The organism is Streptomyces sp. NPDC093261, from assembly GCF_044753645.1.
In the GTDB taxonomy this organism is placed as follows: domain Bacteria; phylum Actinomycetota; class Actinomycetes; order Streptomycetales; family Streptomycetaceae; genus Streptomyces.
Genome location: NZ_JBIVNO010000010.1, coordinates 210,548 through 236,017 on the forward strand (window position 1 = coordinate 210,548; position 25,470 = coordinate 236,017).

Annotated in this window: 33 protein-coding genes and 1 pseudogene; 20 read left to right on the top strand and 14 right to left on the bottom strand. The window is 69.8% G+C overall.

Features of this window, described 5'->3' with window-relative positions; all coding sequences use genetic code 11:
- Positions 1–8: 8 nt before the first annotated feature.
- Genes ACIP94_RS22470 through ACIP94_RS22480 form a run of 3 tightly spaced genes read left to right on the top strand, consistent with a single transcriptional unit; the run spans position 9 to position 3,399 of the window.
- Positions 9–2,432: a LamG-like jellyroll fold domain-containing protein gene (locus ACIP94_RS22470; RefSeq protein WP_402428279.1), complete on the top strand. Its 2,424-nt coding sequence runs from the start codon at positions 9–11 to the stop codon at positions 2,430–2,432.
- Positions 2,433–2,442: 10 nt separating this feature from the next.
- The gene (locus ACIP94_RS22475; RefSeq protein WP_402428282.1) at positions 2,443–3,180 is read left to right on the top strand and encodes a hypothetical protein; all 738 of its coding nucleotides are present in this window, start codon (positions 2,443–2,445) and stop codon (positions 3,178–3,180) included.
- Positions 3,181–3,183: 3 nt separating this feature from the next.
- Positions 3,184–3,399, top strand: a complete 216-nt coding sequence (locus tag ACIP94_RS22480) for a hypothetical protein (RefSeq protein ID WP_402428285.1) — start codon at positions 3,184–3,186, stop codon at positions 3,397–3,399.
- 15 nt (positions 3,400–3,414) lie between these two features.
- Here ACIP94_RS22480 and ACIP94_RS22485 read toward each other — a convergent pair whose 3' ends face one another.
- The 3 genes from ACIP94_RS22485 to ACIP94_RS22495 all read right to left on the bottom strand — a co-directional run bounded on the left by ACIP94_RS22485 (position 3,415) and on the right by ACIP94_RS22495 (position 4,856).
- A complete protein-coding gene (locus tag ACIP94_RS22485; protein WP_402428288.1) occupies positions 3,415–4,221 on the bottom strand; it encodes a hypothetical protein in 807 nt (268 codons plus the stop codon).
- A gap of 146 nt (positions 4,222–4,367) precedes the next feature.
- A complete protein-coding gene (locus ACIP94_RS22490) occupies positions 4,368–4,529 on the bottom strand; it encodes a hypothetical protein (RefSeq protein WP_402428291.1) in 162 nt (53 codons plus the stop codon).
- A gap of 18 nt (positions 4,530–4,547) precedes the next feature.
- On the bottom strand, positions 4,548–4,856 hold the full coding sequence (locus ACIP94_RS22495) for a WYL domain-containing protein (RefSeq protein ID WP_402428294.1): 309 nt from the start codon (positions 4,854–4,856) through the stop codon (positions 4,548–4,550).
- 104 nt (positions 4,857–4,960) lie between these two features.
- On the opposite strand from ACIP94_RS22495, the gene ACIP94_RS22500 reads away from it, so the two are divergent.
- From ACIP94_RS22500 to ACIP94_RS22540, 9 genes are read left to right on the top strand one after another with little or no spacing between them, the layout of a single operon-like run.
- On the top strand, positions 4,961–5,770 hold the full coding sequence (locus ACIP94_RS22500) for a hypothetical protein (protein WP_402428297.1): 810 nt from the start codon (positions 4,961–4,963) through the stop codon (positions 5,768–5,770).
- On the top strand, positions 5,770–5,994 hold the full coding sequence (locus ACIP94_RS22505; RefSeq protein ID WP_402428300.1) for a hypothetical protein: 225 nt from the start codon (positions 5,770–5,772) through the stop codon (positions 5,992–5,994). The genes ACIP94_RS22500 and ACIP94_RS22505 overlap by 1 nt, the downstream gene beginning before the upstream one ends.
- A 12-nt stretch (positions 5,995–6,006) precedes the next feature.
- Complete coding sequence (locus tag ACIP94_RS22510; RefSeq protein WP_402428303.1) at positions 6,007–6,711, top strand: hypothetical protein; 705 nt, start codon at positions 6,007–6,009, stop codon at positions 6,709–6,711.
- Positions 6,711–7,409 carry a hypothetical protein gene (locus ACIP94_RS22515; RefSeq protein WP_402428306.1) on the top strand — a complete coding sequence of 233 codons (699 nt, stop codon included), beginning with the start codon at positions 6,711–6,713 and terminating at the stop codon, positions 7,407–7,409. Before ACIP94_RS22510 ends, ACIP94_RS22515 begins: the two co-directional genes overlap by 1 nt.
- Positions 7,406–7,861, top strand: coding sequence for a VIT1/CCC1 transporter family protein (locus ACIP94_RS22520; RefSeq protein ID WP_402428309.1), 456 nt, complete (start codon positions 7,406–7,408; stop codon positions 7,859–7,861). Before ACIP94_RS22515 ends, ACIP94_RS22520 begins: the two co-directional genes overlap by 4 nt.
- Positions 7,858–8,784 (top strand): glycosyl hydrolase family 16, encoded by a 927-nt coding sequence (locus ACIP94_RS22525; protein ID WP_402428312.1) that lies wholly within the window; start codon positions 7,858–7,860, stop codon positions 8,782–8,784. The genes ACIP94_RS22520 and ACIP94_RS22525 overlap by 4 nt, the downstream gene beginning before the upstream one ends.
- Complete coding sequence (locus ACIP94_RS22530) at positions 8,781–9,233, top strand: hypothetical protein (protein ID WP_402428315.1); 453 nt, start codon at positions 8,781–8,783, stop codon at positions 9,231–9,233. The genes ACIP94_RS22525 and ACIP94_RS22530 overlap by 4 nt, the downstream gene beginning before the upstream one ends.
- Positions 9,233–9,511, top strand: coding sequence for a hypothetical protein (locus tag ACIP94_RS22535; protein ID WP_402428318.1), 279 nt, complete (start codon positions 9,233–9,235; stop codon positions 9,509–9,511). Before ACIP94_RS22530 ends, ACIP94_RS22535 begins: the two co-directional genes overlap by 1 nt.
- 13 nt (positions 9,512–9,524) lie before the next feature.
- Entirely contained in the window at positions 9,525–9,914 is a 390-nt protein-coding gene (locus ACIP94_RS22540) for a hypothetical protein (protein WP_402428321.1), read from the top strand.
- A gap of 17 nt (positions 9,915–9,931) precedes the next feature.
- Here the strand turns inward: ACIP94_RS22540 and ACIP94_RS22545 are convergent, their stop codons facing one another.
- From ACIP94_RS22545 to ACIP94_RS22570, 6 genes are all read right to left on the bottom strand, one after another.
- Positions 9,932–10,288, bottom strand: coding sequence for a hypothetical protein (locus ACIP94_RS22545; RefSeq protein WP_402428324.1), 357 nt, complete (start codon positions 10,286–10,288; stop codon positions 9,932–9,934).
- 54 nt (positions 10,289–10,342) lie between these two features.
- Positions 10,343–11,320, bottom strand: a complete 978-nt coding sequence (locus ACIP94_RS22550; protein WP_402428327.1) for an aldo/keto reductase — start codon at positions 11,318–11,320, stop codon at positions 10,343–10,345.
- Between the two features lie 143 nt (positions 11,321–11,463).
- Positions 11,464–12,288 (bottom strand): STM4013/SEN3800 family hydrolase, encoded by an 825-nt coding sequence (locus ACIP94_RS22555; RefSeq protein WP_402428330.1) that lies wholly within the window; start codon positions 12,286–12,288, stop codon positions 11,464–11,466.
- 36 nt (positions 12,289–12,324) lie between these two features.
- Positions 12,325–13,077, bottom strand: coding sequence for an NDP-sugar synthase (locus tag ACIP94_RS22560; RefSeq protein WP_402428333.1), 753 nt, complete (start codon positions 13,075–13,077; stop codon positions 12,325–12,327).
- A gap of 662 nt (positions 13,078–13,739) precedes the next feature.
- Positions 13,740–13,913: a hypothetical protein gene (locus ACIP94_RS22565; RefSeq protein WP_402428336.1), complete on the bottom strand. Its 174-nt coding sequence runs from the start codon at positions 13,911–13,913 to the stop codon at positions 13,740–13,742.
- Positions 13,904–14,152 (bottom strand): hypothetical protein, encoded by a 249-nt coding sequence (locus tag ACIP94_RS22570; protein ID WP_402428339.1) that lies wholly within the window; start codon positions 14,150–14,152, stop codon positions 13,904–13,906. The genes ACIP94_RS22565 and ACIP94_RS22570 overlap by 10 nt, the downstream gene beginning before the upstream one ends.
- Positions 14,153–14,589: 437 nt before the next feature.
- Between ACIP94_RS22570 and ACIP94_RS22575 the strand changes: the two genes are divergently transcribed.
- Positions 14,590–15,450, top strand: a complete 861-nt coding sequence (locus ACIP94_RS22575) for a helix-turn-helix domain-containing protein (protein ID WP_402428342.1) — start codon at positions 14,590–14,592, stop codon at positions 15,448–15,450.
- A 22-nt stretch (positions 15,451–15,472) separates the two neighbouring features.
- Positions 15,473–15,676: a DUF397 domain-containing protein gene (locus ACIP94_RS22580; RefSeq protein ID WP_402428345.1), complete on the top strand. Its 204-nt coding sequence runs from the start codon at positions 15,473–15,475 to the stop codon at positions 15,674–15,676.
- 71 nt (positions 15,677–15,747) lie between these two features.
- Here the strand turns inward: ACIP94_RS22580 and ACIP94_RS22585 are convergent, their stop codons facing one another.
- Both ACIP94_RS22585 and ACIP94_RS22590 read right to left on the bottom strand, forming a co-directional pair.
- A complete protein-coding gene (locus ACIP94_RS22585; protein WP_402428348.1) occupies positions 15,748–16,197 on the bottom strand; it encodes a hypothetical protein in 450 nt (149 codons plus the stop codon).
- Positions 16,198–16,463: 266 nt separating this feature from the next.
- Positions 16,464–16,805 carry a hypothetical protein gene (locus ACIP94_RS22590; RefSeq protein WP_402428351.1) on the bottom strand — a complete coding sequence of 114 codons (342 nt, stop codon included), beginning with the start codon at positions 16,803–16,805 and terminating at the stop codon, positions 16,464–16,466.
- Between the two features lie 348 nt (positions 16,806–17,153).
- Here ACIP94_RS22590 and ACIP94_RS22595 point away from each other — a divergent pair, with 348 nt between their 5' ends.
- Both ACIP94_RS22595 and ACIP94_RS22600 read left to right on the top strand, forming a co-directional pair.
- Positions 17,154–18,209 carry an LLM class F420-dependent oxidoreductase gene (locus tag ACIP94_RS22595; protein WP_402428354.1) on the top strand — a complete coding sequence of 352 codons (1,056 nt, stop codon included), beginning with the start codon at positions 17,154–17,156 and terminating at the stop codon, positions 18,207–18,209.
- Between the two features lie 132 nt (positions 18,210–18,341).
- A pseudogene (locus ACIP94_RS22600) lies at positions 18,342–18,448 on the top strand (ferritin-like domain-containing protein); the annotation flags it as partial.
- 88 nt (positions 18,449–18,536) lie between these two features.
- On the opposite strand, the gene corA reads toward ACIP94_RS22600, so the two are convergent.
- On the bottom strand, positions 18,537–19,535 hold the full coding sequence (gene corA / locus ACIP94_RS22605; protein WP_402428357.1) for a magnesium/cobalt transporter CorA: 999 nt from the start codon (positions 19,533–19,535) through the stop codon (positions 18,537–18,539).
- Positions 19,536–19,666: 131 nt separating this feature from the next.
- Between corA and ACIP94_RS22610 the strand changes: the two genes are divergently transcribed.
- From ACIP94_RS22610 to mshC, 4 genes are all read left to right on the top strand, one after another.
- Positions 19,667–20,350 carry a histidine phosphatase family protein gene (locus ACIP94_RS22610; protein ID WP_402428360.1) on the top strand — a complete coding sequence of 228 codons (684 nt, stop codon included), beginning with the start codon at positions 19,667–19,669 and terminating at the stop codon, positions 20,348–20,350.
- Between the two features lie 109 nt (positions 20,351–20,459).
- Positions 20,460–21,050, top strand: a complete 591-nt coding sequence (locus ACIP94_RS22615) for a DUF3090 domain-containing protein (protein ID WP_402428363.1) — start codon at positions 20,460–20,462, stop codon at positions 21,048–21,050.
- Positions 21,014–21,832, top strand: a complete 819-nt coding sequence (locus ACIP94_RS22620) for an SCO1664 family protein (RefSeq protein WP_402428367.1) — start codon at positions 21,014–21,016, stop codon at positions 21,830–21,832. Before ACIP94_RS22615 ends, ACIP94_RS22620 begins: the two co-directional genes overlap by 37 nt.
- Before the next feature lie 146 nt (positions 21,833–21,978).
- Positions 21,979–23,208 (top strand): cysteine--1-D-myo-inosityl 2-amino-2-deoxy-alpha-D-glucopyranoside ligase, encoded by a 1,230-nt coding sequence (mshC, locus tag ACIP94_RS22625; RefSeq protein WP_402428370.1) that lies wholly within the window; start codon positions 21,979–21,981, stop codon positions 23,206–23,208.
- Between the two features lie 394 nt (positions 23,209–23,602).
- Here the strand turns inward: mshC and ACIP94_RS22630 are convergent, their stop codons facing one another.
- Positions 23,603–24,574 (bottom strand): PAC2 family protein, encoded by a 972-nt coding sequence (locus ACIP94_RS22630; protein ID WP_402428374.1) that lies wholly within the window; start codon positions 24,572–24,574, stop codon positions 23,603–23,605.
- Between the two features lie 178 nt (positions 24,575–24,752).
- Positions 24,753–25,424: a FadR/GntR family transcriptional regulator gene (locus tag ACIP94_RS22635; RefSeq protein ID WP_402428377.1), complete on the bottom strand. Its 672-nt coding sequence runs from the start codon at positions 25,422–25,424 to the stop codon at positions 24,753–24,755.
- Positions 25,425–25,470 lie beyond the last annotated feature (46 nt).

Sequence of the window (25,470 nt, forward strand, 5' to 3'; positions counted from 1 at the left end):
GGAGGGCCATGGCGCGCGGCCTCACGCTCACCGACGTCATCGCGCAGCTCAACAGCGACTCGCAGGACTCGATCGACCTGTCGGACACCGAGGTCGTGGACGTCTTCGTGGGGGATGCGGAAACCCTTTCGATCCACCCGGCCGAGACGATCGCCGCTCCGTCGGTGCCCTACCCGGTCAACCTGCTCGACGACGCCGGCCCCCAGGGCTACTGGCGCATGGACGACCTCAACGGCACGAGCGGCATCTACGACTCCTCGCCGTTCGGCGTCAAGCAGAACGGCACGGCCAACGGAACCCTCACCTACGGGGTGGCCGGCGCCATGAACGGCTCGAAGGGGATCACCTTCGACGGGAGCACCGGCTACATCTCCGTCCCCTCCTCGCCGCAACTGGCCGTGCCCGGCACGTGCGCGTTCGAGTGCTGGCTGAAGGTGACCTCGCTGGCGGCCGTCCAGACGGTGATCTCCAAGGGTGCGGGCTCGGAGTACGAGGTCGACATCAACACCGACGGCAGCGTGTCGCTGTCCTTCGGCGGCTCGTCGGCCGACAACTTCCTGGATGCGCCCACGGCCGGCCTGGAGAGCATCAGCAACATCCTGGACGCCAATACCTCGACGCTGACCACCGACATCTCCGGCTGGACCGCGGCGAGCGGGTCGCAGACCCAGACCCTCACCAAGACCTACAGCTGCACGGACACGGCCACCTACGACACCAACGGCAACAACCGGGCCGGCTACGACAACGGCTACTGCTACCAGGGCTACTTCTCCTCGACCAACGGCAACCAGTTCTCGCTGATCCAGTTCAATGCCAGCCAGATCCAGTCCGACCTGGCCGGGGCGTCGATCACCAAGGTCGAGGTCTACCTGTCCGACGTGGGCTGGTACTACAACTCCGGCGGCACCGCGATCATCGGCTACTACCGCAACATCACCAACCTGTCGGGCAACCAGAGCTACAGCAACGTCTCCGCCGACTGGAACCAGGCCGGCTTCTCCTCCGGCCAGGCCCAGTGGGTGACGATCAGCAACTCGATCGGCACCGCCCTCCAAAACGGCACCGCCCTGGGCATCGCGCTGGGCAAGGCGCCTAACAACTCCCTGACCTACTACGGCTACTTCCACGGCTTCGGTCAGTCCGGCGCCCCGCAGCTGCGCATCACCTACCAGGTCAACGTCACCTCGACGAACACCACCATCGCCCGCTCCAGCACTCAGGACAAGGACGGCGACGGCTTCTCGGCGGCCATCACCGCAACGGCGGCCGGCAACGCGTCGATGTTCACCTCCAACTCCTGGCCGGTGAGCCCCAACACCCCGTACACCTTCAGCGCGTGGATCTGGTCGCCGGTGGCCACGACGGCGAACCTGGAGCTGGACTGGCGAGATAGCAACTTCAACTTCCTGACCTACGACAGCAACGCCCTCCAGGGCAACCAGCCCACCCTCCTGGCCAGCGGCTGGACCCAGGTCCTGCTCACCTCCACCGCCCCCAGCAACGCCTACAATGTCACCCCCGTGGTCGGCGTCACCGCGACGGCGGCCAGTCAGACCTTCTACGCCGACGTGATGGTGATGTCGGCCTTCCCCTGGTGGGTGGCCAACGACCCGGACTGGGTGGCCCAGGCCGGCGCCCACGCACACTCCGGTTCCTACTCGCTCGCGCTCATCGCGCAGGGCGCCAACGAGTGCGCGGCCGAGACCGCCAACCTGTACTCCCTCACCCCCGGCACCACGTACACGGCCTCCTTCTGGTGCTACACGACCAAGGCCGGGGAGAGCGCCAACATCGCCGTCAACACCTACGACGCCAACGGCACCTACCAGACCCAGTACGCCCGCACCGGGGTGGCGCTGACCCAGAACGCCTGGACGCAGGTCGCCTTCACCTTCACCCCCACCGGCAGCCAGGTGCAGGGCCGCCTCATCGTCGCCCCTGTCGCCACGGCCGCGCTGGAAGTGATCTGGGTCGACGACATGTTCCTGGGCACCCCGGCCTCCTCCGGTGTGGTGACGGTGACCGTCTGCCCGGCCGGCACCGTCACTGCGGGCGCCTGGCATCACCTCGCGGTGGTCCGCAACGCGACCGCCTCGACCGTGACCGGCTACTTCGACGGCGTCCAGAAGGCGTCCCTCGGCTACACCGGATCGGCGGTGGCCACCTCCGCCGCGGTGTTCCTCGGCGCGAAGAACAACGCCGGCGCCGCAGCCCAGTTCTTCAACGGCGCGCTGGACGAGGTCGCCTTCTACTCCCGGCTGCTGACGGCGACCGAGGTCGCCAACCGCTACGCCTGGGCGACCTCGGCCGCCTGCGTTTCGCCGTCCTGGGGCCACCAGAACTGGGGCCAGTTCCAGTACGCCAACCCCGGCTCGCCGTCCTCGGCGCAGTACGGCAACGCCAACTGGGGATCATCGACTTATGGATAAGGAGACTGTCGTGCGCGCATCGCTGGCCGTGCACGGCCGCCTGGCCCTGGTGGTGCACGACGCCGCAACGGGGGAGGAGGTCGACCGGCGCGAGTCGGACAACCTCATCACCACCGCCGGCCTCAACGCTCTGGCAGCGGCCCTGAACTGGGCCTTCATCGAGAACTACAACGCGACCTGGGGCAACCCGTTCACCGCCACCTCGGGCAACCTGGGCGACGTCTACGGCGCGGTGGGCACCTCCGCCACCGCGCCGGCGGCAGGGGATGCGGCGCTCGGCTTCGAGATCGGTCGCCAGCTGGTGACGAACTCCGCCTACGGCGCCAACCAGCTCACACTGTCGTTCTTCCTGCCCACCACCCTGGGCAACGGCAACCTGGTGGAGGCCGGGGTGTTCGTCGGAGCCGGCCTGGTGCTGCCGACGCTGACCTCCGGGCTGATCTCCGGCACCGGGTACACCTCGCTGCCGGTCGCCGGCGTCACCAAGGACATCCCCTCCGGCTCCACGGTGACCCTCGGCTACGCCACCAGCCAGGTCCAGCAGGTCACCACGGCCGCTGACACCCCGGTGGGCGCCACGACGATGACGGTGAACTCCTTCACCGCGAACGCCAACTACGCGGCCGGGCAGTACGTCGCCTACACCCCCGGCACGCTGCTGGACCACGCGACGTTCTCTCCCGCCATCCCGAAGAACGACGCCCAGACCAGCACGCTCCAGCTGACTCTCTCTCTTGCTTCCGGGTGACCCATGAGCCTTCCTCCCGCCATCCCGCCCTTCAAGGCCGACCCCCAGGTGCTCGCGCGCCTCTTGGGGGAGGCCCACGCCTACATCGCCCAGCTGCACGCCGAGATGGAGCGCCGCGCGATCGAGGCCAACGACCTGCACGACCAGAACGCCGCCCTGCGCGCCCGGCTGGTGGCCGCACAGCAGGCGGAGCAGCAGGAGCCGGAGGAGGCTGGCTGAGGCCGGCCGGCTGCGTCAGGCGCCGACGTTCGCCACCAGACACACGAACTCCGGCGCCGTCCCTGACGCGAGGGCGCTGAAGTCCAGCACTGCGGGATAGGTCATCCGGGTGTCGGGCATGTCGGGCGTGCACGAGGGGGCGCTGTTGGAGAACACGCTGTCCCCCTGGGCGTCGCTGACCTGACCGCTGGGCAGGACGATGTCGGCGCCGCACTGGTAGTGGGCTGCGTTCATCAGCAGCACGCCGTCTCGGCCGGTGTCCGTGCTACTGCCGGTGAAGGCGATGCAGTACGTCGATCCCGGGTCGCCCCCCGTTGGGGGCTGGGATATCAGGTGCACGGTCTGGAGTGTCGGCGGTCCGCCGCACAGCTCGTCGATCTGCGCGTGGTAGTAGGGAGCCCCGTCCTCGCAGACGGCGCTGACCGGCTGACAGCTGACGTCACCCTGCGCTCCCTTGAAGTGCACTTTGATGCACGCGGGGGAGGCTGAAGCGGCGGCGGCGGCGGCCGGTCGCGTCGGCGACGGGGTGGGCGAAGGTATGGGGCTGGGCCGCCGGCTGGGCGGCGGGGAGCTGGCGGCCGACGACTTCACCGCGCCGAGCGCGGTGGCCGCAACCGCGGGCCGTTTGGAGCCGGCGTGCATCACGAGCGCGGCCACGCAGGCACCGAGAGCCAGGACGGCGACCGCGCCCAGGGCTATGCCCTTCCACGGGCGGCGTGATGCCAGCCGCACGATCGGGATGTTGTCCAGGGTGTCCCCGTTGTGGAACCGGATCAGGTCCTCGTCCGGTCTGGGCGGTCGCTCCGGCGGCGTCGCGTCCACGCATCCCCCTTGATCTCCTCAACAACAGCACAGAGTAAGCCCGCGGCGACGCCCCGGCACCCCGGTGAAGATTCTTTTTCGGTAAGGGCGGGAGGCGTTGTGCTTCTGCACTGTGCTGGCGACGGCAGAGCATCCGCCCTTCGGGGCTACCACCCGGGCGGTACGGGCTCGTCCCAGATCGAAGGGAGTTCGGGTTCGCGGGTGTAGCGGTGGTCCTCGGCGGTGTAGCCGCTGGGGCAGCCCGGGCGGCAGAACTCGCCGGCCTTGGCGCCACAGTCCTCGCAGGGGTCTTGCAGTTCCCACAGCACGGTGGTCGGTGTCCTTTCTCAGGCGGCGAGCCGGTAGGCGGCGATGCGGTCGATGCGGAAGGTCCGGTCCTCTGCGCGCAGGCGGTCGAAGGCCCGCACGACGATCTCGCCGGCCTCGGTGGGGCGCAGCTCGTGCACCTCGATCAGGCGTACGGAGGACTCGCCGTCGGCCTTGGTGTAGGCGATCTCGACGACGCGGCCCAGGTCGCTGGCGCGGAGCAGGTCGACGAGCATCACGAAGCGCTTGCCGCGGACGGCTGAGACGAGCACGGGGGCGAGGGAGAGGGCGATGCGGGTGAAGGTCCGGCGGGTCAGTCGGGCGTCCATGGGGTCCTCGCTTCCGTATCGCTTATCGCGTTTACAGAGATAACAATACGAGCGGACAGTGATCGCCGTCAATGGAAGATGGATAACTTAACGCTGGAGGGACCATGCCCCTGTATGCGGTGGGGAACGGCGGGGCGTCCAGCCCGACAGACATCAATCAGTACATGAACCTGCTCACGGGCGTCTCGACCGACCAGCCCGTCACCGTCTCGCAGCGCATCCGCGCCCAGCTGTCCGGCGCCAGCGCTGGCACCGGCGGCTACGTCGGCCAGACCTCCGGCCCACCCACCTCGGGCACCTTCAACACCGGCGACTTCACCGCCGACAGCGCGGGCGGGCTGTGGGTGTGCACCGCGGCCGGCTCGCCCGGCACCTGGGGCGCGGTCGGCCTGGTGCCGATCAACGTGCAGACGCTTGGGGCCAACGCGGCGAGCGTCACCTACAACGGCCTGCCCGGCGGCTTCCGCCATCTGTTCATCATCTGCAACGCCCAGTCCACCGACACGGCCTCCAGCTTGCAGAACGTCAACATGGGCTTGTCGACGATGACGGGCAACTGGATGGGATCGGCCACCTGGTTCCAGAGCAACGGCGGGGGAGTTCAGACGGCCGACGGCTCCGGCGTCACCACCCCGCCGGTCTTCAAGATTCCCGCCGCCGGCGGCTCGAGCGCGTCCAACATGGGCGGCGGCGTGATGTGGATGCCGAACTACACCAGCTCCACGGGCACCAAGATGTTCCACTGCGACTCGATGGCCTACTCCGGCAACGGCTCGACCATCACCTGGCAGACCACCCGCCGTTCCGGCTGGATCTGGCGTCAGGCGTCGCTCGCCGGCCTCAACCTCACCCTCACCCCCAGTGCCGGCTCGTTCGCGGCCGGATCCTTCCTCGGCCTGTACGGGAGCAACTGATGCCTGATCTGGCCCTGCACATCGACTGCGCCACCGGCGAAGCCCGCTACGAGGAGCCCACCGCCGACGAGCTGCGATTCCAGGCCGACGCCCAGGCCCAGCACGCCGCTCATCTGGACGCCGAGGCCAAGCGCGCCCAGGACCTCGCCACCGTGCGCGGCGTGAGCGGCACGCCGACGGCGGCCCACTGGGCCACTCTGCTGCGCCTGCTCAACCTCGACTGATCCGGGAGGCGTGTGGGCCTGTACGCCGTCGCCACCAACATCACCGACGAGCCGGAGGACCTCAACCAGCTGGTCAATCTGCTGACCGGGGTGACGACCAACACCCCGATGGTGGTCTCCAACCGCATCACCGCCACCCTGCCGGGAGCGAGCGCCGCCAGCGCGTACGCCGGGGGCGTCACCACGACGACCGGGGCGCCCTCCAGTGCCGGCTTCCAGGTGGGAGACCATATCGTCGACACCCGGGGCATCCTGTGGGTCTACTCCTCAGCCGGCGCCTGGCGTGCCACCGGATGCGGCGGCTACACCTCCCGGGCCTGGCAGAAGTACACCGCCCAGCGCCTGAACAGGGGCTTCACCAACGTCTACCTGGACACGTGGACCTCGCCCGGCTATGACCCGCGCACCATGCGCAACTACGGCAAGCACGGGTTCACCATCCTGCGCGAGGGCCGCTACACCATCCACGGCCGCGTCGGGATGACCGGCAACGACGACGGCCGTGGCCGGGCGACGGCCATCATCATGATCAACGGGAGCGAGAGGGTCCGCGGGGACGACGGCCAGCTGGGCACCGGGCCCGGCGCCATGACCGTCATGGCCAACCTGCACCTCCAGGCGAACGATCTCGTCCAGCTGGGGTGCTGGCTCAACTACGCGGAGTCGCAGACCACCGAGGCGCACATGTCCGTCACCTGGCGCGGGGAGGTGGCCTGATGGGCCTGTACACCGTGCAAAACGGCGCCGCGATCCAGGCCAACGACATCAACCAGGTCGTGAACCTGCTCAACGGGACGACGACGAACACGCCCGTCACCGTCTCCAACCGCATCACGGCCCAGCTGGCCGGCGCGACCGCGGCCTCCGGCTACGTCGGCGGCACCGCCGCCGGCGCCCCCACCAGCGGCACGTTCAACGTCGGCGACTACGTCATCGACCAAAACGGCTGCTTTTGGATCTGCACCACCGCCGGCACCCCCGGCACCTGGAACCGCGCCGGGCTCGGCGGCTACACGGCCCGCGTCGAGCAGACCGTCACGAGCCAGAACTTCTCCAGCGGCACCCACGTCATCGTCCCGGACACGGTCGACTGGGACCCGCGCAACATGTGGTCGGCCGCCACCAGCCAGTTCACCATCCCGATCTCCGGCAAGTGGCGCATCACCGGCCGCGTCTCGGTGAGCTATGCGACCGGGGGCGGCATCCGCACCGCCGTGCTCGCCACCCGCAACGGCACCGAGTTCACCCGCGGCTTCGACGCCCTGGTGGGCTACTTCGGCGGCGGCACCGTGGCGGACGAGTTCCTGTTCAACGCCAACGACACGATCCAGCTGGCCGTCTACACCGAAGCCTCATGCAGCACCGAGATCATCGCCGGCCGCACCTTCCTCGAACTGGAACTGGTGGACGTGTGAGCGATGCTCTGGGCCGCCTGGCCAACCCGGTCGTCTTCGGCATCCTCGACGGGCTGACGACCCTGCTCGGCGTCCTGCTGAGCGAGGCCCGCTACCCGGGCCTGATCCTGCACACCGCCATCGCCGTCTCGGTGGCCGGCGCCGTCGGCATGGGCTTCGGCCAGTGGCTGTCCTCCGCCGAAGGCCACCTGCTGCGCGTCGCCAAGGCGCTCGCCATCGGCGCCTCGACCGCCTGCGGCTCCATCCTGCCGGCCCTCCCGTACGCCGCGCTGCCGCTGGGATGGGCCCGCCCGGCCTCCGCGGCCATCTTCCTCGCCCTCGGCTGCCTGATCAGCCTCGTGCGGGCGGGGGAGTGCGGCTTCAAGCGCTCGGCCGCCGAGACCTTCGGCGCCATGGCCGCCGTGTTCATCGCCGTGTACGCAAGCCAGCTGCTCACCCCCGGAGGCATGTGACAAGCCGTCGCCCGCTTGGTCGCAGGCGCCGCCTGCGGGAGTTCGCCGCTCTGACCGTGGCCGCCCTCGTGGCGGCCGTTTTCATGCCGGCCCCCGCGGACGCCGTCACGCGGTCCCAGGACGCCTGCCACACCACCGGCACCGGCATGCCGCACGGGGACTGCGGCCCCTTCCACCAGGTGTTCGCCGACGACTTCAACGACCAGCACGTTCCGCTGGGGGCGTTCTCCTCGTGCGCCGGGGACGGCGACTTCCACTGCGCGGGCCTGAAGAAGTACGGGGCGGTCTACCGCCAGATGGGCGCCTACCCGCGCGGCTGGTACGACACCGCCAACCCGAAGAACCACTCCAACGGCAACGACCGCAGCTTCGGCGGCGAGTACCGCGCCGACGACACCACCTGGATCGCCCCCTCCGCCTGGGGCGACGGCCAGCTGCACGTGCGGATGTACCGGCCTAGCAGCGGCGACAACCACGTCTCCGCGCCGGTGCCGCTGGGCTGCATGAACATCCGCTACGGCAAGTTCTCCGAGCGCTGGCGCGTGCACGGCACCCTCGACGGCTTCAAGATGGCCCACCTGCACTACGGGGACGCCTCCGAAGTCGACTTCCCCGAGGCCGGCGGCAACTTCGCCGACGACCCGATCTCGGCGTTCGTCCACGACTTCACCAAGTACGGCACGGACGCCGGCGGCGCCAAGTGGACCACCTGGCACACCTCCACCTACGAGATCACCCCGTCCGGCGTGACCTTCTACCTGGACGGCAAGGAGATCGGGCACGTGGCGGGCAACGACCCGGACACCACGCCCTGGGTGCTCCAGAACGAGTCCTCGCTGTCGGGTGACTACGCGGCCCGCGGCAGCTCGGTGACCATCGACACCACCTGGGTCACCTGCTACACGTACCGGGGCACCACGTGAGCGGGCCGGGGCGGGACGTGCCCGCGCACGACCAGAGCGTCACCCACCGGTACGTCGTCCACTACCCGGAGCACTCTCCGCGCCAGGACGACCCGCATTACCGGGACTTCGAGGAGTACCGCCGGCGCACCAAGGCCGGCGCGACGTGCGCGATCGGCGCCCACCGCGGCGACTTCTCCGAGTGCGACCTCACCCACCCCCTCGAACTGCACCACAGCCACGTGGAATTCAGCCTCCAAAACGGCGTCGACCTGGCCTGGCTGGAGCGCGACTACCCCGGTATCTCCGACCCTGACCAGGTGGGGGCCTGGGTCGAGAGCGGGGACAACCTCCAGTGGCTGTGCCGGGCCCACCATCGCGGACCGGGCGGGATCCATACGGCCGCAGCCGCCGACTTCGAAGCCGAGCGCTATGTCAGGGGCCTCATCGGCCCGAGCGGGGGTGCGTGATGGCGGACGACTCGACGGTCAGCTACTCGGTCAAGGAGCTGATCGAGCGCCTGGAACGCAAGCTCGACACCTACCTGACCCTGCTGGCCGGCAAGGCCGACCGCACCGACGTCCAGGCCCTGGAACAGCGCGTGGGCAAGGTCGAGGACCACCTCTCGGTCCTCGTCGAGCGCGAGCACGTCCAGGAGAAGCACACCGAGGGCAAGCGGTGGCTGATCACCGCGCTCGCCTCGATCGTCGTCGCCGCCGCCGCGGTCGCGGCCCTGCTGCTGAAGTGATGAGGAGGGGGCTGTGCAGCCTTCCGCGCGTGAACGGCTCGCCACGGCGATCGAGGCCGTCTGCAACTTCTACGTCACCCGCTTCGGCACCCCGACCGTCTTCGCCCTCAGCCTGGTCGGCCTGGTCCTGTGGCTGGGCCTGATCCCGGTGATGGGGTTTTGGCACTGGAACAACACCGCCGGCCTGCTGGCCAACTCCCTGGAGTCGACGGGGGAGTGGTTCTTCGCGGTGGGCACCCTGGTGATCGCCCGCAGCATCGACGAACGCCAGCGCCAGCAGCAGGAGGCGATGCGCCACCAGATCGAGGCCATTGCCACCCGGGACCGCTACATCGAGCTGCTGGAGCGGTCGATCGCCGAGCACCTGGGTATCTCGGCCGGTCCTCCGGAAGAGACCGACTGAGACCCCTGCGGCGTGCGTCAGGCAGCGCGGTACTGGCCGCGCGCAACCCTGACGACGCGCCCGGCCTTAAGAAGCCCGTCGATGTAGACCGATGCACCGTTTTTGGTTGTGACCTTGCCTGCGGTGGTCATGGCCTCGGCGATGTCACCGAGGGTCATGAGCCGGTCCGCCTCTTTGAGGATCTTGACGATGGCTTCCGCCTTGGTGAGGTCATCGAGCTTCTGCCGGAGGTCTGTTGGCCCATCCTCCAGTTTCAGGAAGGCGTCACGTTCGGCTTGGAGTGCCGCGATGCGAGCAGTGAGCCGGTTGCGCTCGCGCTCCGCTTCGCGGAGCTCCTGGTCGATGCGCGCAAGGTCTTCGCTGTAGTCACCCATAAGGGAACTCTAGAAGGTTATTAGAGATTCTGTCTAGGGGAATCTCTAAGGAATTTAGAGTGTGCTCCAGTCGTGGTCGGGGTAGCGGTGCAGGGGCGCGGAGACGTCGTCCAGGGCCCGGTTGATCTCGTCGGGCAGCGTCAGCGCCTCCACCGCCAGCGCCTCGCCGAGCTGCTGCGCGGTGCGCGCCCCCAGCACCGGGGCGGCCACGCCGGGCCGGTCGCGCACCCAGGCGAGGGCCACCTCAAGCGGTGTGGCCGCCAGCCCGTCGGCGGCCGTCTGCACGGCGTCCACGATGCCGGAGGCCATGTCGTCGAGGTAGGGCTCCACGAACGCCGACAGGTACTCCGACGCGCCGCGCGAGTCGACGGGTATCCCGTGGCGGTACTTGGCCGTCAGCACCCCGCGCCCCAGCGGCGAGGACGGCAGCAGGCCCACGCCGAGATCGAGGGCGGCCGGCAGCACCTCGCGCTCCACGCCGCGCTGGAGAAGCGAGTACTCCATCTGGGTACTGGCCAGCGGGGTGCGGCCGGGCGCCGCCAGCTGCCAGGTCGCAGCCTTGGCCAGCTGCCAGCCCGAGAAGTTGGAGACGCCCACATACCGCGCGCGCCCGGAGGAGACGGCGATGTCCAGCGCCTGAAGGGTCTCCTCCAAAGGGGTGGCCGTATCGAAGGCGTGGACCTGCCACAGGTCGACGTGGTCGGTGCCCAGCCGCTGGAGCGAGGCGTCCAGGGCGGAGAGCAGGTGGCCGCGCGAACAGTCAAAGCGCCGCTCGGCATCGGGCACGCTGCCCGCCTTGGTGGCGATGACCAGCTCCTCGCGCGGCACCAGGTTCTCCAGCAGCTGGCCGAGCAGATACTCGCAGCCGCCATCGCCGTAGACATCAGCGGTGTCCACCAGGGTGCCGCCGGCTTCCCAGAACAGCTTGAGCTGGTCCGCCGCCTCGCGCTCCCCGGCCTGGTACCAGGTCAGCGTGCCCAGGGCCAGACGCGAGACGCGCAGTCCCGTACGGCCCAGGAATCTGTGCTCCATAGCGGCTGACCCTACTGGCGGCATACGCCCAGCAGGTAGAGCCGCCGTGGCACATCACGGACACGGACGACGCCCCGCCCCCGCCCAAGAGGCGGAGGCGGGGCGCGTTTTGCGTTCCACCGCCGGCGCTGCCGACGTTCAGCCTAGGCCGACAAGGCCACCGCGGCAGGGATCACGGTCTCGGCATACGGCACCGTCCACACCGCAGGATGCGCGACGCCGTGGCCCTCGTACCCGTCCTCACCGAAGGCTTCCCCGTGATCGGCGCACATCACCACCAGCCACGGACCCACGTCCGGCAGGGACGCGAACAGGCGCCCCATCTCCTTGTCCGCATACGACAGCGCCTCCCACTGGCTCTCCCAGGAGTCGGCGGTGCCGTCCCCCAGGTGCATGTGGTGAGGGACATGAGTGGCGGTGACGTTCATGAACAAAAACAGCCTCTGCCCCGGCTGCTGCTCCCTGACCACCCCCAGGGCCGTATCCACCTGGTGCTGGGTCGAAGCCGGGCTGGACGCCCCCATCCGCGGCGCCCAGTAGCTCTCCTGGAACAGGTCCGGCAGCACCGAGCCCAGCTTCGTGGCCTTGGAGAAGAACCCCACCCCGCCCACGCACACCGTGCGGTAGCCCAGCTCCGCAAAGCCGGTGACGATGTCCGGCGCATCGAAGACGAACGTCCGCTCGGTGATGGTCGTCCCCCGGATCGCCCGGCACGCCAGCAGCCGACCGGGACGGCCCGGGCCGGAGGGAACGGGCAGGAAGCCCGCGAAGAACGCCTGGTGCGCCGGGTAGGTGAACGACCCCTGCGTACGCCGCTCCTCCCACCGCCCGCCCGGCACGATCGTCGCCAGGTTCGGCGTGCACCCCGCGTACATCGCTGCCCGCGCCACGTCGTAGCGCAGCGAGTCGAAGGTGACGAACAGGACGTTATGCGTCCGTATCACGGCATTCGCATTGATCGGCTGCATGCCGCTTTCCTCTTTCTCGTGAGCCGCCCGGAGGGGTCAGGCGGACTGGTCCGTGGTGTGGAACTCGCCGGGAAGGACGTGGCCGAGCTTGGTCAGCTCCCTGGACGCCTCGATCACGTCCTTGACGGTGTCGATGCCGCGCCAGTAGTCCGACAGGCGGTGGCCGAACAGGCGGCCCTCCTTGGCCAGCTGGGGGAAGGTGGAGTCCTCGTGATCCCCCCTGTCCGGCAGCAGCGCCACCACGTCGGGCTGAAGCACGTAGACCCCGGCGTTGATCCAGTACGGCAGCTCCGGCGACTGGACGAACCCGCGGATACGGCCGTCCTTCTCGTCCAGGTCGGCCACCCCCCAGTTCGACCGGTAGGGGGACAGCGCCACCGTGACCGCGGCCCCCAGCCGGCCGTGCTCCTCGGCCAGGGCGGCCAGGGAGAAGGTGGTGATGACATCACCGTTGAGCACGAAGAACGGCGCCTTGGCATCGGCCAGATGCCCGGCCGCGTACTTCAGGCCGCCGCCGCGCCCCAGCGGTTCGTCCTCGATGGCGTACTCCACCGAGGCGATACCGAAGCGGGAACCGCTGCCGACGTACTCAGTGATCATCCCGGCCTTGTAGCCGCCGGAGATGGTCACCGACTCCACGCCGTGCTCGGCCAGCCACCGCAGCTGGTAGCCGATGATGGGCGCCCCGGCGACCGGGACCATGGCCTTGGGCGCGTCGTCGGTGTACGGCCGCATCCTCGTCGCCTGACCGCCGGCCAGGATCAGAGCCTGCCTCACTTGAGCTGTCACCGCGTCGATTCCTTTCACCTGTCAGGGGCGCCCCAGTTGGCGTCACGGCGCGCATCCTTCCAGCACGAAAGGGGGCGACCGGGACTTCTTCACCCATACGGGCAGACCACACGGGGGCGCGGGGGAGAGAAAGGGGGCGCACACGGCCCCCGAAGGGCCCGCCCCGGCCGGCCCCGCAGGGGAGCAGGAAAGCGGCCGACCGGAACGGGATACTGGTCCGCCCGCCGCCGGTTGACCGCTCACGCCGGCGACCTGGGGTAAGGACAGCGCGAGCGTCGGGAATGGACTCCGGCGGCGGACGGGGATCAAGGGGAGCCGGGCGCGGCGACGCCACGCGCGCGGCGGAGATCAGGCAGGGCTGACGCCCTTACCTATGGAAAGACCAGGGTCAGGGCGATCAAGAGCAGACAGAAGGTCCCGAACCCGAGACAGGACCACGGCATCAGCTTGTACCACGGGGGGCATGTCGACCCGGCCGACGAACCGTCGGTTTCGAGCCGGGTAGTCGGCGACTGCGTCATCGAGTGCCTTGCCTGGTGTGCGTGTGGGAAGGTCGGTCACGGCGCGCCGCCTTCAGGGAGTTGGCGCGGTGACGAGCAGGACGAGGCAGACAATCAGCCCGCAGACCATTAACCCGCCGATCGACACAACGACCCAGTACTTCACTGCGCTTGCTCCTTCTGCTTGCCTCGACACCTGAAGCACCGGCACGGCGGATACCCCCGGTCGAACGTCAGGGGCGCGCGGGCACTCACCGGCACGACCTCGTGTAGCGGCACCAGGACCCGCTCGCTGCCATCGGCGCGCCGCTCGTAGACCATCAGCGTCATCGACACGAGCCCGCCTCCCGACGGCCGGCGCCCGAGGTGACACCCCAGCCCGCGTTGGCCTGGGCCACCTTGGAGCTCAGCTCCTCGGAAGCGCTGGCCGGCTCGCAGTCCGCGAGCCGCGCCATCCACGGCAGGCCGCCCGGCCTACGCAGACGCACGACCGGCCCCTCGGCCGAGACGACCTCGCCCACCCGCTTGCTCGCTCCGTCCAGCAACACCGCACCCGGCTCGGGAATCTCCTGCATGCTCGCCGCCCTTCGAGTCGGCCTTGCGACGCAACGCCAGGTAGGTCTGCCCCTGCTTCCACAGCATCGGGGTGCACCCCCTGGCCACCACCACCCGCCGACCCGGCTGCCAGCCCCGCAAGGCGAGGACCGGGTGGAGCCGGCCGCCGAGTATCAGCAGGTCGCCGATCCGGACGGTGGCGTAGTCGATCTCCAGGGCGCTGAGCATGCGCGTCTCCCGTCGATGCGGGCACATCAACGATCTTGTAGCGGCCCGCAGTTGTGGAGTTACTGACGGTGCTTCACTACAAAGCAGCATGGACCTCACCGTGCTTCAGTGCAACCTGCCTGAGCTACACATGTGGAGAGTTACGCGAATTGGCATATGCCGTAGCCTCCCCCCGCACACCGCCAGTGCGGCACACTGGGCACAACACCCCAGCAGGAAGGCGGAGAAGGTGGCAGGTCACCTCGTCCCCACGGTGCGCAGAAGGCGCCTCGGCGCAGACCTGCGCCGCCTACGGGAGGCGGCCGGCGTCAAGATGGAGGACGCAGCCGGACGCATCGACACCGACCGCACAAAGATCAGCCGCGTCGAAACCGGCCGCCAGTCCATCAAGCCGGTCGAAGTCGAAGCACTCCTCAAGCTCTACGGCGTCGAAGACGAACAGATGATCCAAGCCCTGCGCACCCTCGCCCGCGAAGGCCGGCGCAAGAACTGGTGGCAGCAATACAGCGACGGCCTCTCGGCCACCTTCCGCGAACGCCTGGCCATCGAATCCGACGCCGCCGTCATCCGCCAGTACAGCCAGGCATACATTCCCGGCCTCCTCCAGACGGCCGACTACGCCGAAACCGTCATCCGCGCAGCCGACAGGTCACTGCCCGACAGCGAGATCGACACCCTCGTCCGCGTCCGCCTGGAACGCCAGGAGGCCCTGAAGCGCGACAAGGCGCCCCAGTACATCTGCCTCCTGGACGAAGCAGTCCTACGCCGCCCGATCGGCAGCCCCACCGTCATGGCCGCCCAACTGCGCGCCCTGCTCGAAGTCAGCGAACTGCCCGACCTACTGATCCAGATCGTCCCCTTCGAACAGGGATGGCACGCCGGTCTCGACGGCCCCTTCGAGATCTTCTCCTACCCCGACCCAATCGAACTCGACGTCGTGGCTTTGGAGTATCTGGACGGGGCAATGTACCTGGAAGAGGATGAAGCCGTTGCCAAGTACTGCAAATCCTTTGACCAGTTGCGAGCGGCAGCCCTATCGTCGCGCCAATCCCAGGACTTGATCTCGCGAACCGCGCGGGATCTTGACTAGAGAGCAACAAGGAAACCCCACCATGATGAGGCACGATCTTCCCGAGGCCGGCTGGTTCAAGTCGTCCTACAGCGGCAACGGCGGTGGCCAGTGTGTCGAGGCCCAGCGTGTCGGCACCGCCCACGTCGCCGTCCGCGACTCCAAAACCAAGGGGACCGGCGCGTTCGTCTTCACGACCGACGCCTTCACCTCCTTCGTCGACTTCGCCAAGACCTTCGAGGTCTGACCCCCAACCCACCCACCCACGCAACTCCGACCCGAGGCCCCCACCAACCGGTGGGGGCCTCTGCCGTCACCTCACCGCACCGGCACCGCAAACAACGCCGTACCCGAACGATCAGCCAGCGTCAGCGTCCCCGTCCCCGCCGGCACCTCCAGCTGCGTCACCCCCGTGGCCGACTGCCCCGGCGAAAGCTGCGGCAAAGAGCTCATCCCCTGCCCACTCAGCCCCACATCCGAGCCATCCACACCCGTCGGAATCGACGGCGCCGACACCTGCCCCGACACACTCGCCCACTTCGAGCTCACCGCACCCGAGAACGCCCCAGGATCCGCCGGCGAGGACCCCGTGTCCTTCACTGTGAACTCCAGGAACACGAACCGATCACCCGTCTGCGCCGGCTTCGCCAACGAGCCGTCCGACCGCTTCACCGACGACACCGCCTTCAGTGCCACCAGCGTCACCGCCTGGGTCGCCGACGACGACTGCGACGCATCTTGCGTCGTCACCGTGATCGTCTGGCCCACCGCGAGCGACTGCACGCCCGCAGCCCTCGGCACGGCACCCGACGGCGCCGCGGCCGGCGCACTGGAGCGCACCGCCGCAGTCGGCACCGACGCGCTGGGATGAGAACTCGAGCCGCACCCGGCAGCGAGCGCGGCGAGGAGGGCGACAGACACAAGCCGCCCGCGAGATACAGCCATAGCAACCTCACGTGGTCGAGTCGTGGCGGAAATATGACAGGCCCAGACCGGCCATTCACACGGCATTACCGGAATATGACGCTCCGACCTCACGGCGACAGATCCGTCCCCGCACGCCCGAACCGCGCCCGCAGCTCCTCAGTGTCCACCTCGTCCGGATCACGATGGGGATAGGCCGCCATCCACTGAAGGAAGCGCCGCGAAGGACGCCCCACGTAGTTGAAGACCGGGTCCTCGCTCTTGATCGCCTCCGCCTCGGCCTCCTCGGCCTCCCGGCGTGTCGCGCACCGCTGAAATGTGATCTTCGCAACGTAGGCCGCCCACTGCGACGAGCTGGTGTGCTGGCCCAGGCGCAGCAGCTCGTTGTACGAGATCCCCACGTACAGCAGGCGCTCCTGCTCGTCATAGGCTCGGTAGACAGTGGCGGTCACGGCGCTCCCTGGTGGCAAAGTATCCGTGTTTCATCCGCAGTCATCGTGCCCAGTCCGATGCGGGACACACGAAGGCCGGTACGGCCGAGATGCCTCTGCTCCATGAACGCCGACATTACTGTCCGGAACCGGCCGCGTGGGTTGCCTGTGGACAACCGATTTCCCCGGTGCCCAGGGCGATTTCCCGTCTCCGCCGCCCGTGGGCTGCCGGCGTGCGCCGGGCGGAGCCTGTCGCTCCCCTCGCCGTCCCCTCACCCGCGCCACGTCCGGGCAACCCTCCCCTCCCGGCCCGCCCCGCGCTAAGGTCTGCGCACAAGGGACGTTACTGATCGGTAAGGGGAATCGGCCATGCAGCTCGGGATCAACCTCGGCTACTGGGGCGCCGGAATGGACGCGGACAACCTCGCCGTGGCCCAGGAGGCCGACCGGCTCGGCTATGCGGTGTGCTGGGCCGCCGAGGCCTACGGCTCCGACGCGGCCACCGTGCTCAGCTGGGTCGCCGCCCAGACCGAGCGCATCGACGTCGGCTCCGCGATCTTCCAGATCCCGGCCCGCCAGCCCGCGATGACCGCGATGACGGCCGCCACCCTCGACTCGCTCTCCGGCGGCCGCTTCCGTCTCGGTCTCGGGGTGTCCGGTCCCCAGGTCTCCGAGGGCTGGTACGGCGTCAAGTTCGACAAGCCGCTGTCCCGCACCCGGGAGTACGTGGAGATCGTACGCAAGGCGATGACGCGGGAGCGGCTGTCGTACGAGGGGGCGCACTGGACCCTTCCGCTGCCCGGCGGCCCCGGCAAGCCGATCAAGCTGACGGTGCACCCGCAGCGCGAGCACATTCCGCTCTACATCGCCGCGATCGGCCCCAAGAACCTGGAGCAGACCGGCGAGATCGCCGACGGGGCCCTGCTGATCTTCCCCTCGGCCGACCACCTCGAGGAGACCGCGATCCGGCATCTGCGCGCGGGGCGCGAAAAGGCCGGCAAGACCCTCGACGGCTTCGACGTGTGCCCCACGCTGCCGATCGCGGTCGGCGACGACAAGGACGTGACCGCGCTCGCCGACACCTTCCGCCCGTACACCGCCCTGTACGTCGGTGGCATGGGCAGCCGCAAGCAGAACTTCTACAACCAGCTCGCCCGGCGCATGGGCTACGAGGAGGCGGCCGTCGAGATCCAGGACAAGTACCTGTCCGGCGACAAGCAGGGCGCCGCGGCCGCCGTCCCGCACGAGCTGATCGACCGCACCACCCTGCTGGGTTCGGTGGACCGCATCGCCGACCGGATGAAGGCCTACGCCGCGGCCGGTGTCACCACGCTCACCCTGGCCCCGGCGGGCTTCACGCTGGAGGAGCGGCTCGCCTCGCTCCGGGCGGGATCCGACGCCCTGGAGCGAGCCGGGCTCGCGTAGCCGGCGGAAGGCGGCGACGCGGGCGCGGCGCGACGGAGAGAGCTCCACGGCCGTGGTGGGGGCTCGGGGGTCTTCCCCGCCACGGCCGTCACGGGGAACAACGCTTCGGCGGGCGCCCGGTTACGCACGGCCTACTGCTCCGAGCGCGCCGGCGGCTGGCGCCGCATGGTGTCACTGAGGATGCCGGAGCGCCGCGACGCCCTGGCGGACCCGCGACCACGGCCCCCGAGTACGCGTGAGCCGTGAGCCGTGAGCCGTGAGCCGTGAGCCGTGAGCCGTGAGCGGCGTGACCTGTGCCCTGCCCCTTGTGCCGGGTGAGCCGCAGTGCTACAGCCAGCCGCGCCGCTTGAACAACCGGTACAGCAGCACCTCCAGCACCGCCATCACCAGGATCACCGCCGGGTAGGACGCCACCCAGTGCAGCTCCGGCATGTGCTGGAAGTTCATGCCGTAGATGCCCGCGATCATCGTCGGGACCGCGGCCATCGCCGCCCACGCGGAGATCTTCCGCATGTCGTCGTTCTGCCGGACGCTCATCTGCGCCAGATGTGCGGACAGCACATCGGACACCAGCCGGTCCAGCCCCTCCACGGACTCGTTCACCCGGGCCAGGTGGTCGCTGACGTCCCGGAAGAAGGGGCGCGACCCCTCCCGCACAAAGGGCACCGCAGCTCCGGACATCCCCTGCCCCGCCAGCCGGGCCAGCGGCGGCGCCAGCGGGACCGTCGCCCGCCTGAACTCCAGGACCTGCCGCTTGAAGGTGTAGATCCGCGACGCCGTGTGCCGGGAACCGCCGCTCGACGGCGAGAAGACCTCCGTCTCCAGCTCCTCCAGGTCGGTCCCCAGTTCGGTCGCCACCTCCAGGTAGTGGTCGACAATGGAGTCCGCGATGGAGTGCAGCACCCCCGTCGGCCCGTGCCGCAGCATCTCCGGCTGCTCCTCCAGCCGCTGCCGGACGGATGCCAGCGGCATGTCCTTGCCGTGGCGCACGGTGACCACGAAGGAGTCGCCGAGGAAGACCATCAGTTCGCCGGTGCTGACCGTGTCGCCGCGCGGCTCGTAGGACACCGGTTTGAACACCATGAACAACGAGTCCTCATATATGTCCAGTTTCGGCCGCTGGTGCGCCTTCAGGGCGTCCTCCACGGCCAGCGGGTGCAACCCGAACTCCTTGGTGACCAGGTCGAACTCTTTCTCCGTCGGTTCGTACAGGCCGATCCACAGAAAGGCGTCTCCCGAGCCGCGCGCCTCCTCAAGCGCGTCGGAGAGATCCTCGGGCCCCTCTGTCCGGCGCCCGTCGCGATAGATGGCGCAGTTGACGATCACGGAGCGCACTCTCCCTTCAGCCGGCCCCACCCGCACTCGGGGGTCTGTGCGCCCGGGCGCACGCGCCCCCGCGCCGCGCGGTGGTCGTTCCCCCGGTCCGGGTCCCGAGGCGTCCCCGTACGCTGGACGGCATGCCCACGTTGATCCTCGTCCGGCACGGACGCTCCACCGCCAACACCGCGGGACTCCTCGCCGGCTGGACGCCCGGCGTCGCCCTCGACGAACGCGGCGCCGCGCAGGCCGCGGCCCTGCCGGGCCGGCTCGCCGAGGTGCCGATCGCCGAGGTCGTCACGAGCCCCCTGCAACGCTGCCAGGAGACCCTTCAGCCGCTCCTCGACGCCCGCGGGCTGCGCGCGCACACCGACGAGCGCATCGGCGAGTGCCACTACGGCGACTGGTCCGGCCGCAAGCTCGCCGAGCTGAAGGACGAGCCGCTGATGGAGGTGGTGCAGGCCCACCCGTCGGCGGCCGCCTTCCCCGCCGGCGAGTCGATGCGGGCCATGCAGACGCGGGCCGCGGAGGCGGTACGGGAATGGAACGCGCGCGTGGAGCGCGACCACGGAGCCGACGCCGTGTACCTCATGTGCTCGCACGGTGACATCATCAAATCGCTCGTCGCGGACGCACTCGGGCTTCATCTCGACCTCTTCCAGCGGATCTCCGTGGAACCGTGTTCCATCACCGCGATCCGTTACACCCGGCTGCGGCCATTTCTCGTCCGCCTCGGGGACACCGGGGATTTCGCCTCCCTCGTGCCGCGTGCGGAACCGGCCGGTCCGGACGCCACCGTCGGGGGCGGTGCGGGCGCACCGTGATCGTCGGCCGCAGTAGGGTGAAGCGGTCGCACCAGCGCAGTAGTTGTCAGCAACCGGAACGGGCCGGTGAGGTCAGCCGGTCCCGGTCCCGATCCAATGGAGACAGGACGTGTCCCGTCAGGTGTTCCTCTACGACCCCCCGGACCGCTTCGTGGCCGGCACGGTCGGGCTGCCCGGGCGCCGTACCTTCTTCCTGCAGGCCACTGCCGGACCCCGGGTGACCAGCGTGGCCCTGGAGAAGACCCAGGTCGCGGCGCTCGCCGAACGCATGGACGAGTTGCTCGACGAGGTGGTGCGGCGCAGCGGCGGCAGTGCGGCCGTCCCCGCCGTGGCCCCCACGGAGATCGCCGACACGGATCCTCTGGACACCCCGATCGAGGAGGAGTTCCGCGTCGGCACCATGGCCCTGGCCTGGGACGGCGAGGACCAGCGCATGATCGTCGAGGCCCAGGCCCTCGTCGAACTGGACGCGGAGTCCGAGGAGGACCTCGCCGAGGCCGAGGAGCGGTTGCTCCAGGACGAGGAGAACGGTCCGCCGATGCTCCGGGTCCGGCTCACCGGCGCGCAGGCCAGGGCCTTCGCCAAGCGCGCCCTCGACGTCGTCAACGCCGGGCGGCCGCCGTGCCCGCTGTGCAGCCTCCCGCTCGACCCGGAAGGACATGTATGTCCGCGCCAGAACGGATACCGCCGCGGAGCGTGACCACGGCCGACCTGCTCGCCACGGGTGAGCTGACCGTGCGCGGACGCATCCGCGACGCCTCCAACGCGGCGCTGTACTGTACGGTCTCCCAGGACGGCCGGGAAGTCGCCTGCATCTACAAGCCCGTCGCCGGGGAACGCCCCCTGTGGGACTTCCCCGACGGCACGCTGGCCCAGCGCGAGGTCGCCGCCTACGAGGTGTCCGAGGCGACCGGCTGGGGGCTCGTGCCGCCCACCGTGCTGCGTGAGGGCCCCTACGGCGAGGGCATGTGCCAGCTGTGGATCGAGCCCGTGCCCGACGGCGAGCTGCTCGCGCTGGTGGACGCCGAGGAACCGGAGCCCGGCTGGAAGGCGATCGGGCTGGCGGACGTCGGCGAGGGGAAGACGGCGCTGCTGGTGCACGCCGACGACGTCCGGCTGCGGCGCCTGGCCATCCTCGACGCGGTCATCAACAACGCCGACCGCAAGGGCGGCCATCTGCTGCCCGGAGCCGGCGGGCGCCTGTACGGCATCGACCACGGCGTGACCTTCAACACCGAGAACAAGCTGCGCACCCTGTTGTGGGGCTGGGCGGGGGAGCCGCTGACCGGCGAGGCGGTCGAGGCCCTCAAGGGGCTGAAGGAGGCCCTGGAAGAGGGCGCCGCACTGGCCGACCGACTGGCCGCGCTGATCAGCCCGGCGGAGATCGAGGCCACCCGCGCCCGGGTGGAGGCGCTGCTGGTCTCGGGCCGCCATCCGGAGCCGACCGGGGAGTGGCCGGCGATTCCCTGGCCGCCGGTGTGAGGCGTGCCTCCCCGGCCGCCGGCAGCAGGTGACGGCCGGGGATCGGACGTTCCTGCACATCACCGGGATTTCCGCAAGAGTGCCTTCCCGGTCATCCGAGCCGGTCCGGTTCGTATGCCGAACTTCCGGCCGGTTAGGCTCATGACATGCATGCCTGGCCCGCTTCCGAGGTCCCCGCCCTGCCTGGTCAGGGCCGCGGCCTGAGGATCCACGACACCGCGACCGGCGGTCCGGTCACCCTGGACCCCGGTCCTGTCGCCCGTATCTACGTCTGCGGCATCACCCCGTACGACGCGACCCACATGGGTCACGCGGCGACCTACAACGCGTTCGACCTCGTCCAGCGCGTATGGCTGGACACCAAGCGGCAGGTGCACTACGTCCAGAACGTCACCGACGTCGACGATCCCCTCCTGGAGCGTGCCCAGCGCGACGGCGTCGACTGGGTTGCCCTCGCCGAGCAGGAGACCGCCCTGTTCCGGGAGGACATGACCGCGCTGCGGATGCTCCCCCCGCGGCACTACATAGGCGCGGTCGAGGCGATACCCGGAATCGTTCCGCTCGTCGAACGGCTGCGCGACCTCGGCGCCGCCTACGACCTCGAAGGGGACATCTACTTCTCCGTCGAGTCCGACCCCAACTTCGGCAAGGTGTCCCACCTGGACGCCGCCGCCATGCGCCTGCTGTCCGCCGAGCGCGGCGGCGACCCGGACCGAGCGGGCAAGAAGAACCCGCTCGACCCGATGCTCTGGATGGCCGCCCGTGACGGCGAGCCGAGCTGGGACGGCGGTTCGCTGGGCCGTGGCCGTCCCGGCTGGCACATCGAGTGCGTGGCCATCGCCCTGGACCACCTGGGCATGGGCTTCGACGTCCAGGGCGGCGGCTCCGACCTCGCCTTCCCGCACCACGAGATGGGCGCCTCGCACGCCCAGGTGCTGACCGGCGAGTTCCCGATGGCCAAGGCGTACGTCCACGCCGGCATGGTGGCGCTGGACGGCGAGAAGATGTCCAAGTCCAAGGGCAATCTGGTCTTCGTCTCCCGGCTCCGGCGGGACGGCGTCGATCCGGCCGCCATCCGGCTCGCGCTGCACTCCCACCACTACCGCTCCGACTGGGAGTGGACCGACCAGGTGCTCGAGGACGCCGTGGCACGGCTCGGCCGCTGGCGCGCCGCCGTCTCCCGGCCGGACGGCCCGCCGGCCGAGGCGCTCGTCGAGGAGGTCCGCGAGGCCCTGGCGAACGATCTGGACGCCCCGGCCGCGCTCGCCGCGGTCGACCGCTGGGTGGCGCTCCAGCAGGAGACCGGCGGTACGGACACGGGCGCGCCGGGTGTGGTCTCGCGCGCCGTGGACGCGCTGCTCGGCGTGGCCCTCTGACCACAGCCACCGGAAACGGGGAGCGGCGCCGGGCAGGTCGATCCACGATCTGCCCGGCGCCGCTCGGCACACATCCAGGCAGTCCGACGGTCCCCGAACCCGAGGGCAGGCCCCGGACCTTGCCCTTGCCCCGTCACGGCTCGACCGGACGCTCCATGCTGACGGTCGCATCAGCCGACGGCCCGTCAATTGGCCCCTGCCGGTGACCGCCTGAGCGGTTGACGTGCCGTCAACGACCGCCGGAGTGGCCGAGGCCCCGCCACATGACGGTGAACAGCGGCCGACGTCTCGCCAGATGACGGTGAACAGCGGCCGACGTCTCGCCACATGACGGTGAACAGCGGTCGATGAGCCGTCACATGGCCGTCGTCACGGAACGGCCGACGACGACCCGTCAGTCCTCCGTGGAGTCCTCGTCCTCGCCGCTCGTCCGCGGTGGCTTCGGTGGCCGCGGGCGGCCACCGGGGCTGTCCCGCCGGTACGAGCCGCCCTCGCCGCCGTCCGTGGCGTGCCCGCCGGGCGGGCTGACGTCCCGTCGGCGCAGATACCGCTCGAACTCCCGGGCGATCGCCTCCCCCGACGCCTCCGGCAACTCGGCGGTGTCCCGGGCCTCCTCCAGCGTCTGGACGTACTCGGCGACCTCGCTGTCCTCCGCCGCCAGCTGGTCCACGCCGAGCTGCCAGGCGCGCGCGTCCTCCGGCAGCTCGCCCAGCGGGATACGCAGGTCGAGCAGGTCCTCCAGACGGTTGAGCAGGGCCAGCGTGGCCTTGGGGTTGGGCGGCTGCGAGACGTAGTGCGGCACGGCCGCCCACAGGGAGACGGCCGGGACGCCCGCGTGGGCGCAGGCCTCCTGAAGGACGCCCACGATGCCCGTGGGGCCCTCGTACTTGGTCTCCTCCAGGTCCATCCGGCGGGCCAGGTCCGAGTCGGACGTGGTCCCGCTGATGGGCACCGGACGGGTGTGCGGGGTGTCGCCGAGCAGGGCGCCCAGGATGACGACCAGCTCCACGCCCAGCTCATGGGCGAAGCCCAGCAGCTCGTTGCAGAACGAGCGCCAGCGCATCGACGGTTCGATGCCCCGGACCAGTACCAGGTCGCGGGGTTTCTCGCCGCCGACGCGCACCACCGACAGACGGGTCGTGGGCCAGGTGATCTTGCGGACCCCGGCCTCCATGAACACGGTGGGGCGGTTCACCTGGAAGTCGTAGTAGTCCTCGGCGTCCAGCGCCGCGAACACCTCGCCCTTCCACTCCCTGTCCAGATGCGCGACCGCGGTGGAAGCGGCGTCGCCGGCATCGTTCCAGCCCTCGAACGCGGCCACCATGACCGGGTCGATCAGCTCGGGAACCCCCTCGAGCTCGATCACCCAGCGCCTCCTTCCGACGTGCCCTCGCGTACGTCCCAACCTTACGGCGTGCGGCGGGGGCGCCCGCAGCCCCCGTGCACGGGGGAGTGAACGGATCACTGCCCCGTACGGGGCCCTCGAACACACATGATCGTCTCCCCGGTCCGGCCCCCACGAGATGATCCACCCCTCCGAGCGGTCAGAGCGTCGAGCGCAGCCACTGCTCCACGGACGCGATGTGCACGGTCGCCCAGGAGCGGGCCGCCTCGGCGTCCCGGGCGCGCAGGGCGCCGAGGATCGCCCGGTGTTCGTGCAGGGTCCGGCCGACCGCGTCCTCCTGGGTGAGTCCCCGCCAGATCCGGGCCCGGGTGGTGGGTCCGGACAGGCCGTCGAGCAGGGAGCACAGCACCGAGTTGCCGGAGCTCTGCACGATGCCCCGATGGAACTCCAGGTCGCCGGCGACGAGTTCCTCCACCGACGGCTCGGCGCCCAGCTTGTCCAAACGGGCGGTGAGCGCGTCCAGTTGCCGCTCGCTGATCCGGGAGGCCGCCATGGCCGTCGCGGCGGGCTCCAGGATGCGGCGCACCGCGAGGAACTCCAGCACGGTGTCGTCCCGGTGGAAGTCCACCACGAAGCTGAGCGCCTCCAGCAGCACCTGGGGGTCCAGACTCGTCACATACGTGCCGTCGCCCTGCCGTACGTCCAGAATGCGGATCAGCGACAGGGCCCGTACGGCCTCGCGCAGGGAGTTGCGGGAGAGCCCGAGCCCGGCGGCCAGCTCGCTCTCCTTCGGCAGGCGGTCGCCGGGACGCAGCGCGCCGGAGACGATCATTCCCTTGATTTTCTCGATCGCCTCATCGGTGACCGCCATGGGGCCTCCCTGTCGCCGAGACATCCGATGTATCAGCTCATTATGG